The sequence below is a fragment of the Candidatus Diapherotrites archaeon genome, assembly GCA_030688545.1.
Taxonomy (GTDB): Archaea; Iainarchaeota; Iainarchaeia; order Iainarchaeales; family VGJJ01; genus VGJJ01.
The window spans coordinates 43,862-59,125 of the sequence record JAUYHT010000002.1 but is presented as its reverse complement, the minus strand read 5'-3'; the positions used below and the strand labels follow the sequence as shown (position 1 = coordinate 59,125).

Here is a 15,264-nt window from a genome sequence, read left to right as displayed (position 1 = left end):
TTAGGGACAAATGGTCACAGAACTCACCCTCCCATTAGTCATTGGGGCGGCGCTTGCGGACAGCATTAATCCCTGCGTCTTCGGGGTGCTCATCTTCCTCCTGGCTTACATGAAGGCCGTTTTCAAGAAAGACAAGCGTCGGATGCTCATCGCCGGCCTGATTTATGTGGTGGCCGTCTACCTCACCTACCTCGTTTTGGGATTAGGCATCCTTCACCTGGCCCTGAACACCGGCCTATCCATCAGTTTCTATTGGTTAGCGGCCATCATCGCTATTTTAGCCGGGTTGTTGGAGATCAAGGATTACTTTTGGTACGGAAAAGGGTTTTCCCTCCAAATCCTTCCCGGGGGGGCGGAACGGGTCAAACACTATACCTCCATTTTCAAAAACTTGGAGATGAAACACCCCTTCCTCGCGATTGCCTTCGCATTCGTGTTAGGGATATTCGTGGTTTTCATCGAATTGCCCTGCACGGGAGCGCCCTATCTGGCGGTGTTGGGATTGTTATCGGCAGGCAATTTAGCGGAGGGAATTCCCTTACTCCTTTTGTATAACCTCGTCTTCGTCCTTCCCTTGTTCGTCATCATCGGCCTGATGTATTTTGGCACCACCTCCAAGAAGATGGAGGCCTGGCGGAAAGAGAACCGCGGACTCATGCGGTTGGGCATTGGTCTATTCCTCATTGCATTAGGGTTGTATATGGCTGCGTCCATCATCTGAAGCCTCTGATATGGTAGACATGGTAACAGCGGAATTGAAAATCACGGACAAGGAGATGGACCCAACGCCAACCGAGCATATTTATTGGCAAAACTCCTTCACTCCGTATGACCCATCCGCATCGACGACGGGAGCGACGCGAATCGCCACACATCCGGGCTTTGAATAGGCGGCCGTCCACATCCCCAAAAATGGAAGGGGGAATATTGAATAAAAATAGAGAAATTTTAGAAATAAGATTAAGCATTTTATGGAAAAATCTTTGGCCATCCGTTAGTGACACCACTTTTTTCAACCGCAGGGAAAAGGCGCGGATGCTCAGAGAGTTTAATGAATTAGCCAACACGTATGTCGCCACTTTCAACGAGATCCCTCTGGATCCAATTTCGCAACGACCCTTAGTTCGATCCAATGCAAAAACAGGCCGTTATGAGTGGCCTTTTTATCAAATGGGTGATTGGAAACGAGAAAAGAGGATCAAAAAATCCCATCCAACCTAATTCTTTTTGAGAAAAACATATTGGCATATCTTTAATTGGCCCCAGTGTACCTGTCCTAATCTATCACCAGAAGGAGGGTGATGAGTATGAAGGTAGGCATCATTGGTTCAGGGTCCGTGGGAAGGACCCTCGCTAAGGATTTTATTCGCTTGGGGCACCAAGTCGTGCTGGGAACGCGTTCCCCTGAAAAGGCGAATGCGGAGTTGGAGAAGGAAAGAGTTTCTGCCTGCGCAGCTTCGAATGAGGAGGCGGCTAAATTTGGGGAGTGGCTCGTGCTCTGCACCAAGTGGGATGGGGTGGAAAATGCCATTGAATTGGCCAAAAAGGAGCATTTTTCTGGGAAGATAGTCATCGACACCACCAACCCATTGAAATTCGAGGTTGAAGGAAAGCCTCCGGTGCCCGGAATCGTGTATCCGGATTCCATGGGAAAGCGGGTGCAAGACTTGTTACCCCAATCCAAAGTGGTGAAATGCTTCAACATCGTTACCGCGGCCTACATGCTTAATCCTGCATTAAAGGATGGAACCCCCACCTTATTCATTTGCGGAAACGATGCCCCCACCAAACAGCAAGTGAGTGAATTTGTAAAGGGGGTGGGGTGGGAGGTCCATGATCTGGGAGACATCACTCAAAGTTACCTCCTTGAAAACATGGCTATCCTGTGGACCCACTATGGATTCTTCAATAATCACTGGAACCACGCCTTCAAATTGCTACAGAAGTGAGCGGGAAAAATATTCCAGCGCTTTTTCATATAATCTTCCGTCATGTCAGGGAATGGACATTTCATCACTTATTTTAATTAATTACAGACACTCCTGTCAAGTTTCGAACATATCTTGCTGCATTAGAAAAAACCCGTAAAGTGTCAGAAAGTATGAATAATAATGCCGCAGGCCGTGGGGTGTGTGGATATTCAACTTAGGAGGTGAATCAATGAAGAATCTTTTAGTCCTGGCCGTGGCGTCATTGTTCCTACTGGGGTCCCCCGCGTGGGCCGATGGGACGTCCATGGATTCTTCTTCGGAAGCGAGCGTGGACAACCAGAACCATGCTTCCGTGGAAGGGGAAACTCAATCCGTGACAGTCCAGGTGGATCATGAAACGTCAGTAGGCAATGCTAAACAGGTCTTCATCAATAGTGATGACGGACTGCAGGAAAGAGTAGTCCTTAAATCGACCCAGCAAGTACTGGTAAAAAACTTAATTCTCATCAATACGATGAAAGACAATGGAAGGACGTTGTTGATTGCCCATCTGTTCATTGATGGCCCCTACCAGGAAGAGGGCGACACCTTCAAGGTGAAAGCTATCATTTCCAACGTGGGGATGGTGACCGCTGAAAATGTGATGGGCGAACTCATGTTCGTACCAGAAGGGTGGCAAGTGACACCGGCCGATAAGATGGCGGATTTCGGCGATTTGCCGTCAGGAGATAGTCGTGAATTCATTTATACTATCACCCGCGACGCCGAAGATTCAACCCTCGTTTTCGAAGCGAAAGGAGATAATACCAATAAGGCCACTTCTAATGCGTTGAGGGTCCCTATCCATCCGCTCGTGGCATTCGCCCTCGTGGGTTCGATGCTGGGCGGGTACGGGGTGTATTTGCGCCGGAAACAGGTAAGCTGAGGAAACAAGACCCTTCAATAATGATGGGTGTACGTTTCGCTTGAGCCAGTGCTGAAAAAATCAGAAGAATGAGTGGTATGAATTGAGTAATATCGAAATGAAATAACATTGTGTCGGCACAGGGAAGGATGAACCCTATTATTATCTCCCCAGTCGTTCGTGCCAGGTGCCGGCACCTATTTTTATAGAGTGGAACGTATTTGGAGTAGGCGTGACTCCACTACCCATCCCAGGTAAGTTCGAATTAGCCACCTTCGGGGCCGGCTGTTTTTGGGGGGTGGAACAATCCTTCCGCCGGGTGAATGGCGTAGTGGATACGACGGTTGGTTTTATGGGGGGAACAAAGGCTCACCCGACGTATGCCCAAGTATGCTCGGGAAAAACCGGGCATGTGGAGGTGTGCCACTTGTCATTCGACCCTAAAAAAGTCTCATATGATGCCCTCTTGCGCGTATTCTGGGACATCCATGATCCCACCCAGGGAAACCGGCAAGGTCCTGACAGGGGGAGCCAATACCGGAGTGTCATTTTCTATCATTCCCAAGCGCAACTGGCGACGGCTGAAAAGTCAATAAAACAGGAAATCGCTTCAAAAAAATACCCCCTTCCCATCACGACGACCATCGAACCGGCTTCAGTCTTCTATCGGGCCGAGGAATATCATCAAATGTATTTGGAAAAAACAGGCCAATCACATTGTCCCAGCTAATATTTTTCTCAAGAGATAAAGTTTTCTATTCATTTTCAGGGACAAAAGTTAACCCTACCTTGGCATAAAGGTTTCGTAAAGCATGTATTTAAGCACGCGACGAAGAATACCGTTTAACGCAAACTTTAACCATCAGGAGGATGATAACGATGCGATTCACTGTAGTCTTGGCGTTAATTGCCATATTGAGCGCCCCGGTCGTGTGGGGAATGACTCAGGACGCGTTTACCGATTCTATTGGACCGGAAGACAATGAGATATCCGACACGGATGCATTTGAACTGGCTGAGGAAACCGAAGAGGCAGCCGACCAGGAAAATGAGATAGCTGATCCCATTTCGGATGCGGCGCCTAATGATATAGTTTCAGACATCGAACCCATCCCTATCACGGGAGATGTTCAGCAGTCCCAGCCGGCCCAGCAGACATTATTGCTGGTCCAAGCGTCGATCATCGGGAGCGCGGCCAATGCGGGAGACACTTTCCAGGTGGAAGTAACCGTAACCAATGTGGGCAATGTTCCCTCCCTCAATACGCGAGGGGATTTGCGCAATACCCCCGATTCCTGGATAGTGAGTCCCCCCACCAATAACCAGGGGAACACGAATGGAAGCCATATGTTTGGCATCATCCTTCCCGGGGAAAGCGCGCAAGTCACCTACACGGTGACCCGCGACGACCAGGAACCAGGTCCCATCATGCAGACGGGTGAAATATGGTTTCGTGCCTTCGCTGACAATGCCCCCGTGGCAGAGTCGGGCGACCTGAAAGTGCCTATCCACCCCCTCGTGGCTGGAATGCTGGCTACCCTCATGCTGGGAAGTGGATTCTTCCTATACACACGCCGCGTAAAAGGACTGTAGCGGTGAATCAAACCACATCGGGAATACCTCCTCCAGGAAATAGGATGAACGACACGTGAGGTTGGGGACGAGATGATCGCAGAACTCATTTCAATCTACGGCCTTCTCGCCCTCACCCACCTCTTCGTTCAGATTAATTTATCCCATGCTGAATACCTGAGATCGTTGAAATCCACTTTCAATCCCTCCTTCACTCCCAGCGTATCCATCGTCATCCCTACCTATAACGAGGACCCCCAATCCCTTTCCAATTGTGTCCAATCATGCATGGAGCAGAAATACAATGGTTCCATCCATATTGTCGTGGTGAACGATGGTTCCAAGGATCCAACCGGTTTTCTAGCAGTTAGGAAAAAATTTCTCTGGAGCCCCCGCGTTCGATTCGTCCATAATCCCCAGAATAATGGAAAGCGTCATGCCCAGAAGCAGGCGTTTGACATCATTCATTTGACTTCCGATGCCGAAATACTGGTTACCATTGATTCGGACACCCAATTACTCCCGGATGCGGTGGCCAACCTGGTTCAACGTTTTCAGGACCCTCAAGTGGGGGCCACCACCGGTCATGTGAAAGTTGTGAAGACCAAGAAGATCCTTTCACGGATTATTGATGGGAGGTATTGGACGGCGTTCAATCAGGAGCGGGCCGCCCAAAGCCTTTTCGGCACCGTGCTCTGCTGCTCCGGTCCCCTGGCGGCGTATCGGAGTTCCATCATCCATGATGTGAAAGAGAAATACATCTCCCAGGTCTTCTTGGGAGAAAAATGCACATATGGGGATGACCGCCATCTGACAAATTTAATTCTGAACAAAGGCTACAAAGTTCATTACGAGCGTCGCGCCGTAGCTTTCACCCATGTCCCTCAAACCATCCAAGGTTTTCTCAAACAGCAGACGCGATGGAATAAGAGTTTTTATCGCGAGCTATTGTGGACCATTAAGATGGTGATTCGACACCCCAGGAAACTCCATCCCTATATCATCTATGACATGATCATCCAGCTCATCCTGCCCTTGCTCCTCGTTTTGTCCTTAGGCTACACAATTTATCGTTCTACCCTGATTAGCCCGTATTATTTGTTAGGATATCTGGCCGTGCTCGTTGGGATTGCCCTCATCCGGGGGATGTATGGGATTTACCGCACCCGGGATTGGGGATTGACTATCTTCCCCGTGTATGCATTAGTCCACGTGTTCCTTCTCATCCCCACCCGTATCTATGCCCTCCTCACCATGAAGAATACCCATTGGGGGACCCGATGATGCAACATCATTCAACCCCCCAAACGGCGGCGCTCAAGCCAAACACCTCTACGCCGGCCACATCCACATCTTCGTTTAGGGAGCAGGGGAAAAACATCCTCAAATGGGGCATTGTCCTTCTTGTGGTGGGGGGCATCTTAGCCTATGCGGTGCTCGAATTTCCCTATTATTATCCTTTCCCCGAGCTCACGAGTTGGTTGGCCGCCATTATCCTCAACCTTATTGGGGTGTTTTCGGCTCCATGGGGAAATTATTTGGTGGTGGAGGGTCTTCCACCCCTGGAGGTGTCCGCGGAATGCAGTGGCGTGGTGCTCATGCTCATTTTTCCCCTCACCATATTCCTCATGCCGGTTTTTCCATTGACCCACCGAGTGGCGTCGCTCCTCTTTGTCCCCTTTCTCTTCTTAGGCAATACCCTCCGCATTGTGGCTGACGTGTTGGTAGGATTGCAATTCTCTCCGGAGGCCTTGATCTTGCATCATGATTCGGTGGGACAAGTTATGATATTCTTCTGGGCCATCTTCATGTACATCGCCTGGCTCATCATTTTCGGTCATTTCCCCAAGGAACATTTGCCCAAGCTCAATGTCCTTGGAATCAAATAGGAAATAATCCCCTATTAAAATAGGATAAATCCCCTCATTCTGGATTTCCATTGGGCGTTTCCCGTCTGGGATATTTAAGGCTTGCTTTGGATGAAATGGTTAATCCCTATTAGGTCTACCGGCCGCCGGGGGGGTGTAACCCTCCCTCGTCCCTCGGTGCGGCCGGACGAAAACGGCCATCGAAAGCGTGCCGAGGAAGCGTGCCGGGCCTGTGGCGCAATGGTAGCGCGTCTCGTTTGCAACGAGAAGGTTGCGGGTTCAAGTCCCGCCGGGTCCAATGAAAAGTAAAAAGGATAACATAAAATTAAAAAGGCCGGTTTTTATCAAAATGCATGCCTAAATTCCAAACCCTTTCGATGGACCAGTTTTCATTGGTAATAGCATTAGTAGCTATTTTGGTGATATCCATTTACCTCATTGGCAACAATCCTAATACCGGTCTTGCCATTCAGGGAGTCCGAACCACGGGTTCTACAGAAAGCGATATTCATCCCCCTGGTGAACCCATTTGTAACGGGGAGTTTAATGAGCAAGGAGAATTTCAAATAGTTTGTACCGATCCCCAGACAGGTAGGAGGGTTCCGTATTCCTGTGGAACCAATATAAATTGGCCACATGTGAACGAAGATATTCATTATGGCGTTTCTTGTCCCTCTGATTCCCAGGCTCATTGTGATGCCGCAATCGCTGATGTCCGCAATATCTCAAGCCAGTTTTGTTCCACTCAAACCGATTGTCCCATTTTTGTAGAATTAGGTAACAATCAAAGACCATCTTGTTTTCCAACACCTTCTTTTTACGATGACCCTCCAGATGTTCCCAAGGTAAAAACACTCTGCGCGATAACATTCTGGGGATCTTGTGAACCCATGATTCCCAACCCTTAACGAACCAATGATTGTTTCAGTCTCACGGTCTAATTCCTCGGCCTTTAGGTCGAATGAGGAAGCAATTAAACTTTTTTCAAAAATGGTTTTATGATGAAACTATTTTATAACAAGTTTTTTGATCAAACTTTTTTCTAAAAAGTTTGTTTGAGTACGTTCAGAGGTAGCCCCGTTTGTAGTATTGACTTTGGTAAGCGGTGCGCGCGGCCACGAATTGGTTGTTCAGATTTTTGAACTTAATGTATTCATCTATAATTCGTTGGGGGAACCATCCATCGAAATGGAATATATATGCTGGATTACCGGACTCACTTCGCTCAATTTTTGGTTGGCGTGAGAAACTTCTTCCGGCCCTAACAGCGTCTTCTTTTCGTGAGTAAGTGAGGGCCACAAAATAATTCTTCCCATGGACCGTAATAGTGGCTTTCCCTATAAATTCGCCCTCAACGAATTGGGGTGTCGACCAGTGGTAGATGGGAATTAATTCAAACTTTTGGCTCTTCCGCATGCGCCAGCGGACACCATCAATATCAGGACCTACCGCTTCCGGCTTGAGCATGATTTCCAGGACCATTTCTCCAAGGGGATATTTGGCATAGTTGTAGTTGAATATGCGCTGAGTGGGCAACCCAAATCGACGATTTTGGCTCCAATCGTCCAACATCCTTTTCCACTTCATCTTGCTTTGACGTAAGTTCTCCTTCAGTTTTTGGATACGCTGGATCTCCCTCAGTCGGCGCTTGAGAGCGGTTGGGGAAAAAGTGGATTTCCGGACGCGCGGGCTCACCTTGGTCAGGGTCTCCAGCCGGCGCACCTCTCGGGCATCGGAAAGGATGGGGATGCGAAGCATCCGCCGGACTCGTTTGAGGGGGGGCATAGAAGAGGGAACGGGTTTACCCTTATATAAATTTCGCTCGGGGCATGCAAGCCACCAGTCCGAAAAACGTCCGGAAATCCGTATAGAATTCGGATGACGTTGGTTAAAAAACGGACGGGATTAGGGATATTTATTTTTGGTGGCAACTGATTAAGTTTTCCTGATCATATTGGACTTGATGACGTTATCTCTCCCGATGATGTGTTTGAGTGAGTCAATTGCTTGCTTATGATTAATTTCTCCATGTAATGAAGCACATGCATCTTGGATTATTTTTACTTGGATTCCTTCATCAATGAGATCCATTGCCGTTTTGATTACACAGACGTCGGTATATATTCCAGCTAAATATACAGTTTTGACGTGTCTTTTCGTGAATGCCTTTTTCAAATATGGAGTTAGCACGGTGTAAGTATAGTGATCGAATGTGTTATTTTTATTAGAAAAATGACGAATTTCACTCATTATGGGCCATGCCTTTTGGTCTTGAAATTTTTTCCACAATGTGTGCTTCTCAATAGTTGAATTTTTCTTGTCTTTGAAACGAGAAAAGTAGTAGTTAGGAGAGATTTTTTGCAGGATTTTTCCAACCCTTTCCAAAATACGTTCGGAATCCAAGTATCGAAAGCCTTCTTGCATATCAATGACTAATAGAACTTCCATCAATTTTAGACAGATATACCCTATTTAATCATTATTCACTTAAAAAAACAAATTTTTCAATCATGGCTTGACTTGTGAACTAGGGGGCACTGAAGTGCCCCGCGTCCGATTAAATGAACGGAAAAAAGGATAACCGAAGCAAACGGTGGCGGGATTCATCGGCCTGCTAAAGCAGGAAGGGTTCTCCCGAAAACGACCTAAAATTTGTAAACTTGGACGAACGTTCCTTCATCTTTTTTCATCGCGTTATCTAAAGGCCATATTTTGGTTTCCTCAACAAGCTTGAAGCCAGCATTTCTAAACTGGGCATCAGCGACTTTTTTTCCAATCTTAAATTCAAAATCATTGCTCAGAGCGGTTTGCATCAAAAAGTTTTCCAACCCTGGAATTCGGTCTTGGACTGGAATAGCAGAGAATAGTTTTTCATAATAATTAATACACTTTTGTCTGTTTTCGAGAAAAATCTCTGTGAGAATTAGAAATCCACCATCTTTTAGGCAGCTTTTAATCTGCTCAATGTATCGGTGCTTCTCAGAATCTTTAACATGATGGTACGCAAATACGGATAAGACAAGGTCGCATTCCTTTTCAAACTCCACGTTCAAAATGTCTTCATTATAAAATTTTAGTTCATTGCTTTTTATTTCGGATTGCCTGGCAATATCCAAAAAACCCTTGTTAATATCAACCAGCAAAACCTTGGCAAGAGAGCCAACCTTCTCTGCGAGTAACTTGGTATTATTCCCCGTTCCGCAACAAAAATCCGCAACTACAAGACCTTCTTTATTCTGGGTATACTTCGCTGCTAATCGTATCGATTCTTTGATGGCTTTCACATAATCTAAGCGCCGATTCTGAAAATCCATGTACTTATTGTATTCCTTATAGGCATCAATATCGACGGAATTCATTGAATGTTCCATTTCACACCACTATCAAATGGTAGTTATGAACGCATAAATAGTGTCCAGGTATTAAAAACCTGGATTTATAGAAGGGGACATACCCTATAGAAAGAGGTCTAGTTTGAGGACACAGTCAAAATTATTAAGTCGGACCGATTCAAGAATGACTTATAAAAGTTATTCAGTAGGGTTCATTGTTCAGGGGCTTAAGCTCGCCGGGGGCATATTATTCTAATCTTAACGACGCTTTATCAGATCATAATATACTACATAATACGTGCTTCATGCTATCTTACCCCTCATAAAAAACACCCAGCATTTTGAAGCCACCCCATTTTTCCATTCCCTTTATAATTTTTGGCCCCGGGATAGTGGTTAGGTTCCCGGTTTTTTGACCGGGAAAAATAGTGGATTTACCGCCGATTTGGGTTGTAGACCAGAAAGCGGGTTTGCCAAAACTCTCTTTTTTCTATGACCTTTTTCGCTCGGAGCCTGGAAGGCCTACCGAGGGTCTGCAAGACCCTCTTGTAGTCCCCCGGTGCCGCCGATCGGAAGCGGCGCGTTGCAGCCCCCGATGTCCTTCGCCGGCGTGGGGGTCACAGGAGGAGGATCCGGGTTTCTGTCCCAAAAATTAGGGGGAGGGGACCCGTGGAACAACCCTTTGATTAGGGCTTCCAGCGCCTCATTTGACGCTTATCCGATGACCTCGTCATAGGTTTAGTTTGTTCCCAAAATTTTAAGTGAGTGTAAGAGATTCAAGTAGCCGATTAGAGAATGGCTTGGCTTGGAAGCCGATGAAGGACGTGGCAAGCTGCGATAAGCGTGGGGTACCTGCAAGCAGGGTTTGATCCCACGATCTCCGAATTGTTCCCCAAAGGAACGGGCACCCCGGGAATCGAAGCATCCTAGTACCGGGAGGAAAAGACATCGAACGAGATGCGGGGAGTAGGGTCGACCGAAATCCGCAGAGGGCAAACCGAATCCGTGGGGGTAACCTCATGGAGATGTGGGGTTTGGACTGGGCGCACAAGCTAGTTGGCGAGGATGAGTCGGCTGGAAAGCCGTACCAGAGAGGGTGATAGTCCCGTGTCTGTAGCCAAATAGGTTGATTTCCTAGTATCCAGAGTAGGGCGCATCGGATATTGCGTCTGAATATTCCGGTCATTCCCCGGAAACCCTAAATACATTCCAAGACCGATAGCGAACAAGTACCGTGAGGGAAAGCTGAAAGAGTACCCTTAGAAGGGGGTGCAAAGCGCCTGAAACTAATCGGTGACGGAGAGATGCGGCGTGAAAGAAACGATGGTCCCTGAAGGAAACGAAGGGGCTTGATCAGCGTCGCATCGTACGTCCTGAAGCACGAGCGAGGGAGTTTGTGGACGTGGCGAGGCTAAGTTCTCCAAGAACGAAGCCGCAGGGAAACCGAGCGCGCGCAATTCGCAAGAATGAGGCGCGGTGTGTTAAACTCGCACCAGTCACGGCCACCAGACCCGAAGCCTGATGATCCATCCCTGGGGAGATTGAAGCCTGGCTACAACCGGGTGGAGGATCGAAACCAGTTCTAGTCCAACTGTTTGGGTCACCTGGGGATAGGAGTAAAATGTCATTCGAATCAGGTGATAGCGGGCTCCTTCTGAAACGGCCCTTAGGCCGGCCCGCGCGGAGAGGGAATGCGGTGTAGAGATACTGATTAGGAAGTACTGGGGGGAAACCCTCAGCTTCTTTGTCAAACTCCGAATTTGCATTCCTCGTAGAAGCGCGGAGTGGGGGGACGCGGGTAAGCTGCGTTTCCGAAAGGGAAAGAACCCGGTGTGTGGTTAAGGCCCATAAATGATTGCTAAGTGTGAATGAACTGCGTTGGTTTCCATAGACAGTGGAGAGGTAGGCTTAGAAGCAGCCATCCTTTAAAGAAAGCGTAACAGCTCATCCATCTAGGACGCCAGCCGGGAAGATACGCTGGGCTCAAGTGATCTGCCGATACCACATGACACACGTTGAACGTGTGATTCTGTAAGAAGGTGTACGGGTGGCGCCGAAGGGGGGTCGTAAGATCCTCTGGAGCTGCCTGTAACATGGATCCTCGCGCTAGTAATAACATAGAAGAGTGAGAATCTCTTCCGCCGAAAGGGCAAGGGTTCCTTAGCGCTTGTCATAAGCTAAGGGTTAGTCGGTCCTAAGCGGACCCTCAATAAGGGTAACCGCGAAAGGGAAACAGGTTCATATTCCTGTACGACGCGCATACGTTTTCGGCAACGATAGGCATAGATGGAACGTCAGCGGCTATGTGATGCCGGCTTGTCTGCCGGTTCAAGGCCTACAGACCATTGGAGAATCATCATGATGAGAAAATGGTTAAAGGGCTGGAGCAGCAATGTATCGCAAAGGCCGGTGGCCCGTGAAAACCGTCTGTGCAAGGATTGTGCGTCCCCGTACCGAGAACCGAGAAAGGTGCCCCTGGCTGAGAAGGCCTAGGCGTTCCGGGACAAACTCTCGTAAGGGAATTCGGCAATCTAGCCCCGTATCTTCGGTATAAGGGGTGCCTCTGCGTGCAAAACGTGGAGGTTGCAATAACAAGAGGAGTCCGACTGTTTATCAAAAACATAGGTGACTGCAAGGCCGCGAGGCTTAGTATAGTCACCGACTTCTGCTCACTGCAAGTACCTGAACCCCGGTTCCAACCGGTCTAAAGGCTTGTGAAGAGCGGGCCTAACTCTGAGGCTCTCACGGTAGCGTAATACCTTGCCGGTTTATTGCCGGCTTGCACCAAGGAAGTAACGAGATTCCTGCTGTCCCTACGAGGGGCCCGATGAACTCACTACGCGGTGAATATGCCGCGGAACTCCAACGGGAAGAGAAGACCCCACGGCAGTTTACCACACCCAATCGTTGGTAGGAACGTGCTGATGTACAGTGTAGATGGGAGCGACGATGCAGTGACGCCAGTTGCTGCGGAGCGCCAATGTAACACCATCCTTCAGTACTTTCCTAACTTACCTCCCCAAAAGGGAGGGACACCGGTTGGCTTGGTGGTTTGACTGGGGCGGTACGCCCCTGAAACGATATCAGGGGCGCCCAAAGGTCTGCTCAGGCGAGTCAGAAATTCGCCGTAGAGTGCAAAAGCAAAAGCAGGCTTGACAGTGTTCTACACATCAAGGGACGCTGATGGGAAACCAGGGTTTAGCGAGCGCTAGTGTGACCAGTAATGGGTCCCTAGTCTAACAGTGAACCGATCCTGGGGGTAACTGAGTGGTTGCGGGAGAGAGTCCATATCGACCCCGCAGTTTGCGACCTCGCCGTCGTCTCAAGTCATCCTGGCTGGGCATAACCAGCCAAGGGTGGAGGGGTTTACTCATTAAAGACTTTCGTTAGTTGGGTTAAGAACGGTGCGAGCCAGTTTGGTTACTATCTGTTGGAGTTGTTGTTGGTTTGAGGGAAAGCTTCGCTGAGTACGAGAGGAACGGCGAGGCGTCGCCACTGGTGTACCAGTTGTCCGACAGGGCACTGCTGGGTAGCTACGCGGTAGACGATAAACCCTGAACGCATCTAAGGGTGAAGCGTCCCCTGAAAAGAAACCAACATTTCCGATCTGCTGGGAGATAAACCAGTGTCACGGAACAAGCGTGCCGGTAGAAGACCGGTTTGATAGGCGCGGGATGTACGCACGGAGCTACGGCGACGTGTTCAGTCCACGCGTACTAAGCACGCGAGGAATTCTTACACAAAACTTTTTAGGAAAAAGTTTTATCAAAAAACGAATTTCCTTTTTGGGAAAAAAGTTTTATCAAAAAAACGATTTGGAAAAAAGTTTTTCACAGAACTTTTTGAAATAACCGTTTTTTCAAAAACTTACGAACTAAACCTATGGCGAGGTCATCAGATATTTTTTCTGATTACCAGATTTTAATTGGCGGCGGGCCATCCCTAGCTTTATATTGACAGGTATTATGTCATGAATTATGGCTTCTTTTCGTTATTTGACAAGGGAAGATATCCTTGATATACACGACCGGATTCATGTCCAATCCAATGGCTTCATGTCTTCCGAGAATCTTAACTTTATTATCGACCAGATTAAGGATTTCCCTGAATTAGCAGGTATTGAACCGAGAAGCCCCCAGGAAAAAGTAGTTTACTGCGCTTCCTATCTCCTTTTTCATCTTGTTAAAGGACATTGTTTTAATGATGGGAACAAACGGACTGCATTCATTTCATTCAATTTTTTCTTGCATAATAACCAATTTGACCCTACTTATGACGAAGAAAATATCAAATCAAAGTTGATTCAAATAAATCAGAAAATTAATCAAGGATCAAAACCTTTCGATGCAATCAACGAGATTTTTGGGAAAAACTCAGAATCCCCAGATTTTCGATTAATCACGCTGTTATTTGAATTGGCCGGCGCAAATCCAAAAATATCATACCTCTCTCCCTTGGAAATCGTGCAAAGTGTGCAAACATTCATAAAATGGAAAAAACCAAGTGTAATGGAGGATTCGACGCCTATGCTATTCAAAAAATCACGCTTCAAGGCCATCCCGGTCGACCATGATGAACTGATTAAATTTGTTGACGAGTTCATCAAAAAGAATCCCGAAACGATGAAATTGCTCGAAAAATCCTGATCGTTTTAATTACCCCATTAGTTAGGGAATGGCGACTTGAGGATACCTAAAACTAAAAACGCCTTTAGTGCCACGGCAACCGAGGAACGTCTTCGTCCAGGGCATGAGGGCGTTCCGTGGGCAAGGAAGGGTTTCGCGGGCTATTAGGAATCGTTTTCATGGACGCTCTCCAATAGAGGGGAAGGCGGGAATGAATCCTCCCGCCCGGGGTCCTATTTCATTCATGAGGCGTTCTGGAGCTGGGAGATCTTCTCCTTCACCCCTTGGGCCTCTTTCTCGAGCTGGGCCTGATATTCAGAAAGCAGCTCGATCTTCTCTTCTCTTGTCAGAAAGCCCCGCGAATAACCGGGGCCGCAGGATCCATAGCAATTCATAGGTTGGCCTCCTATCCCAAAAGGGACATATTGGTTGTACGATATGATACCTGTTGCCTATAAAAAGGATATCGGGTATCCGATATGTAGACAGGTGTTTTCATTGCGTTCCATGGAAAAATGTTGCGACATGCGGGGGATGCTTTCTTTTCTCATTCTTTTTCTCTTGAGCAAGCGACCCATGCACGGGCAGGAGTTGGCCGAGGAAATTGGGAAACGAAAAGGAGACAAACCTTCTCCAGGAACCATCTACCCCGCGTTGAAAAGCTTGAAAGAAAATGGATTCGTTTCGGAACAACGGGATGGCAAGATGATCCAGTATACCCTGACCCCGGAAGGGAAATCCGCCCTCCACTATGCGAAGGAACAGTTCTGCCGTACCTTTGTGGGAGTAATGGAGTGATTAGCCATGGGTAATGGGCCCTTTTGAATTAGACCGTAATTTATATTTTTTCCAATTGAAAAACGATTTTCTCGAGGGAGTTGGGTTATCTCTCGTGAGGTGGGTTATCTCTAGTAAGGCGGGATATTCACTCAGAAAAAATTGTCCATAAAAAAAATAGAAAAAAATATTAGCCGGCCACTAGAGACCGGCTCATTTGTAAATACGCTGATTATACTATTCGCAGATCCCAAC

At 47.6% G+C, this 15,264-nt stretch carries 15 protein-coding genes, 1 tRNA gene and 1 rRNA gene; 13 read left to right on the top strand and 4 right to left on the bottom strand.

Features of this window, described 5'->3' with window-relative positions:
* Nucleotides 1-10: 10 nt before the first annotated feature.
* From Q8P05_00760 to Q8P05_00715, 10 genes are all read left to right on the top strand, one after another.
* Nucleotides 11-721, top strand: coding sequence for a hypothetical protein (locus tag Q8P05_00760; GenBank protein MDP2666017.1), 711 nt, complete (start codon nt 11-13; stop codon nt 719-721).
* A gap of 191 nt (nt 722-912) precedes the next feature.
* Nucleotides 913-1,221: a hypothetical protein gene (locus tag Q8P05_00755; protein MDP2666016.1), complete on the top strand. Its 309-nt coding sequence runs from the start codon at nt 913-915 to the stop codon at nt 1,219-1,221.
* A gap of 80 nt (nt 1,222-1,301) precedes the next feature.
* Nucleotides 1,302-1,949, top strand: a complete 648-nt coding sequence (locus tag Q8P05_00750; GenBank protein MDP2666015.1) for an NAD(P)-binding domain-containing protein — start codon at nt 1,302-1,304, stop codon at nt 1,947-1,949.
* A 211-nt stretch (nt 1,950-2,160) separates the two neighbouring features.
* Complete coding sequence (locus Q8P05_00745; GenBank protein ID MDP2666014.1) at nt 2,161-2,856, top strand: hypothetical protein; 696 nt, start codon at nt 2,161-2,163, stop codon at nt 2,854-2,856.
* A 226-nt stretch (nt 2,857-3,082) separates the two neighbouring features.
* A complete protein-coding gene (msrA, locus tag Q8P05_00740) occupies nt 3,083-3,565 on the top strand; it encodes a peptide-methionine (S)-S-oxide reductase MsrA (GenBank protein ID MDP2666013.1) in 483 nt (160 codons plus the stop codon).
* 149 nt (nt 3,566-3,714) lie between these two features.
* Nucleotides 3,715-4,428, top strand: a complete 714-nt coding sequence (locus Q8P05_00735; protein MDP2666012.1) for a hypothetical protein — start codon at nt 3,715-3,717, stop codon at nt 4,426-4,428.
* 72 nt (nt 4,429-4,500) lie between these two features.
* Nucleotides 4,501-5,691, top strand: a complete 1,191-nt coding sequence (locus Q8P05_00730) for a glycosyltransferase (protein ID MDP2666011.1) — start codon at nt 4,501-4,503, stop codon at nt 5,689-5,691.
* On the top strand, nt 5,688-6,296 hold the full coding sequence (locus Q8P05_00725; protein MDP2666010.1) for an exosortase/archaeosortase family protein: 609 nt from the start codon (nt 5,688-5,690) through the stop codon (nt 6,294-6,296). The genes Q8P05_00730 and Q8P05_00725 overlap by 4 nt, the downstream gene beginning before the upstream one ends.
* Nucleotides 6,297-6,501: 205 nt before the next feature.
* Nucleotides 6,502-6,573: transfer RNA gene (locus tag Q8P05_00720), tRNA-Ala, on the top strand.
* 55 nt (nt 6,574-6,628) lie between these two features.
* Entirely contained in the window at nt 6,629-7,183 is a 555-nt protein-coding gene (locus Q8P05_00715; protein ID MDP2666009.1) for a hypothetical protein, read from the top strand.
* A 157-nt stretch (nt 7,184-7,340) separates the two neighbouring features.
* Here Q8P05_00715 and Q8P05_00710 read toward each other — a convergent pair whose 3' ends face one another.
* The 3 genes from Q8P05_00710 to Q8P05_00700 all read right to left on the bottom strand — a co-directional run bounded on the left by Q8P05_00710 (nt 7,341) and on the right by Q8P05_00700 (nt 9,646).
* Nucleotides 7,341-8,060: a hypothetical protein gene (locus Q8P05_00710; protein ID MDP2666008.1), complete on the bottom strand. Its 720-nt coding sequence runs from the start codon at nt 8,058-8,060 to the stop codon at nt 7,341-7,343.
* Nucleotides 8,061-8,210: 150 nt separating this feature from the next.
* Complete coding sequence (locus Q8P05_00705; GenBank protein MDP2666007.1) at nt 8,211-8,723, bottom strand: isochorismatase family cysteine hydrolase; 513 nt, start codon at nt 8,721-8,723, stop codon at nt 8,211-8,213.
* 197 nt (nt 8,724-8,920) lie between these two features.
* Nucleotides 8,921-9,646: a class I SAM-dependent methyltransferase gene (locus Q8P05_00700; protein ID MDP2666006.1), complete on the bottom strand. Its 726-nt coding sequence runs from the start codon at nt 9,644-9,646 to the stop codon at nt 8,921-8,923.
* A gap of 729 nt (nt 9,647-10,375) precedes the next feature.
* Here Q8P05_00700 and Q8P05_00695 point away from each other — a divergent pair.
* A 23S ribosomal RNA gene (locus Q8P05_00695) occupies nt 10,376-13,347 on the top strand.
* A 237-nt stretch (nt 13,348-13,584) separates the two neighbouring features.
* Nucleotides 13,585-14,253, top strand: coding sequence for a Fic family protein (locus Q8P05_00690; GenBank protein ID MDP2666005.1), 669 nt, complete (start codon nt 13,585-13,587; stop codon nt 14,251-14,253).
* A 221-nt stretch (nt 14,254-14,474) separates the two neighbouring features.
* Here the strand turns inward: Q8P05_00690 and Q8P05_00685 are convergent, their stop codons facing one another.
* Nucleotides 14,475-14,627, bottom strand: coding sequence for a hypothetical protein (locus Q8P05_00685; GenBank protein MDP2666004.1), 153 nt, complete (start codon nt 14,625-14,627; stop codon nt 14,475-14,477).
* Between the two features lie 43 nt (nt 14,628-14,670).
* On the opposite strand from Q8P05_00685, the gene Q8P05_00680 reads away from it, so the two are divergent.
* Nucleotides 14,671-15,030: a PadR family transcriptional regulator gene (locus Q8P05_00680; GenBank protein MDP2666003.1), complete on the top strand. Its 360-nt coding sequence runs from the start codon at nt 14,671-14,673 to the stop codon at nt 15,028-15,030.
* Nucleotides 15,031-15,264: the final 234 nt, after the last annotated feature.

Bases quoted from the DNA above. Each gene is read 5' to 3' on its own strand.
- Q8P05_00745 (MDP2666014.1), top strand. From the start codon at position 2,161: ATGAAGAATCTTTTAGTCCTGGCCGTGGCGTCATTGTTCCTACTGGGG.
- Q8P05_00705 (MDP2666007.1), bottom strand. From the start codon at position 8,723: ATGGAAGTTCTATTAGTCATTGATATGCAAGAAGGCTTTCGATACTTG.
- Q8P05_00730 (MDP2666011.1), top strand. From the start codon at position 4,501: ATGATCGCAGAACTCATTTCAATCTACGGCCTTCTCGCCCTCACCCAC.
- Q8P05_00760 (MDP2666017.1), top strand. From the start codon at position 11: ATGGTCACAGAACTCACCCTCCCATTAGTCATTGGGGCGGCGCTTGCG.
- Q8P05_00750 (MDP2666015.1), top strand. From the start codon at position 1,302: ATGAGTATGAAGGTAGGCATCATTGGTTCAGGGTCCGTGGGAAGGACC.
- Q8P05_00700 (MDP2666006.1), bottom strand. From the start codon at position 9,646: ATGGAACATTCAATGAATTCCGTCGATATTGATGCCTATAAGGAATAC.
- Q8P05_00715 (MDP2666009.1), top strand. From the start codon at position 6,629: ATGCCTAAATTCCAAACCCTTTCGATGGACCAGTTTTCATTGGTAATA.
- Q8P05_00690 (MDP2666005.1), top strand. From the start codon at position 13,585: ATGGCTTCTTTTCGTTATTTGACAAGGGAAGATATCCTTGATATACAC.
- Q8P05_00755 (MDP2666016.1), top strand. From the start codon at position 913: ATGGAAGGGGGAATATTGAATAAAAATAGAGAAATTTTAGAAATAAGA.
- Q8P05_00710 (MDP2666008.1), bottom strand. From the start codon at position 8,060: ATGCCCCCCCTCAAACGAGTCCGGCGGATGCTTCGCATCCCCATCCTT.
- Q8P05_00685 (MDP2666004.1), bottom strand. From the start codon at position 14,627: ATGAATTGCTATGGATCCTGCGGCCCCGGTTATTCGCGGGGCTTTCTG.
- Q8P05_00725 (MDP2666010.1), top strand. From the start codon at position 5,688: ATGATGCAACATCATTCAACCCCCCAAACGGCGGCGCTCAAGCCAAAC.
- Q8P05_00680 (MDP2666003.1), top strand. From the start codon at position 14,671: ATGATACCTGTTGCCTATAAAAAGGATATCGGGTATCCGATATGTAGA.
- Q8P05_00735 (MDP2666012.1), top strand. From the start codon at position 3,715: ATGCGATTCACTGTAGTCTTGGCGTTAATTGCCATATTGAGCGCCCCG.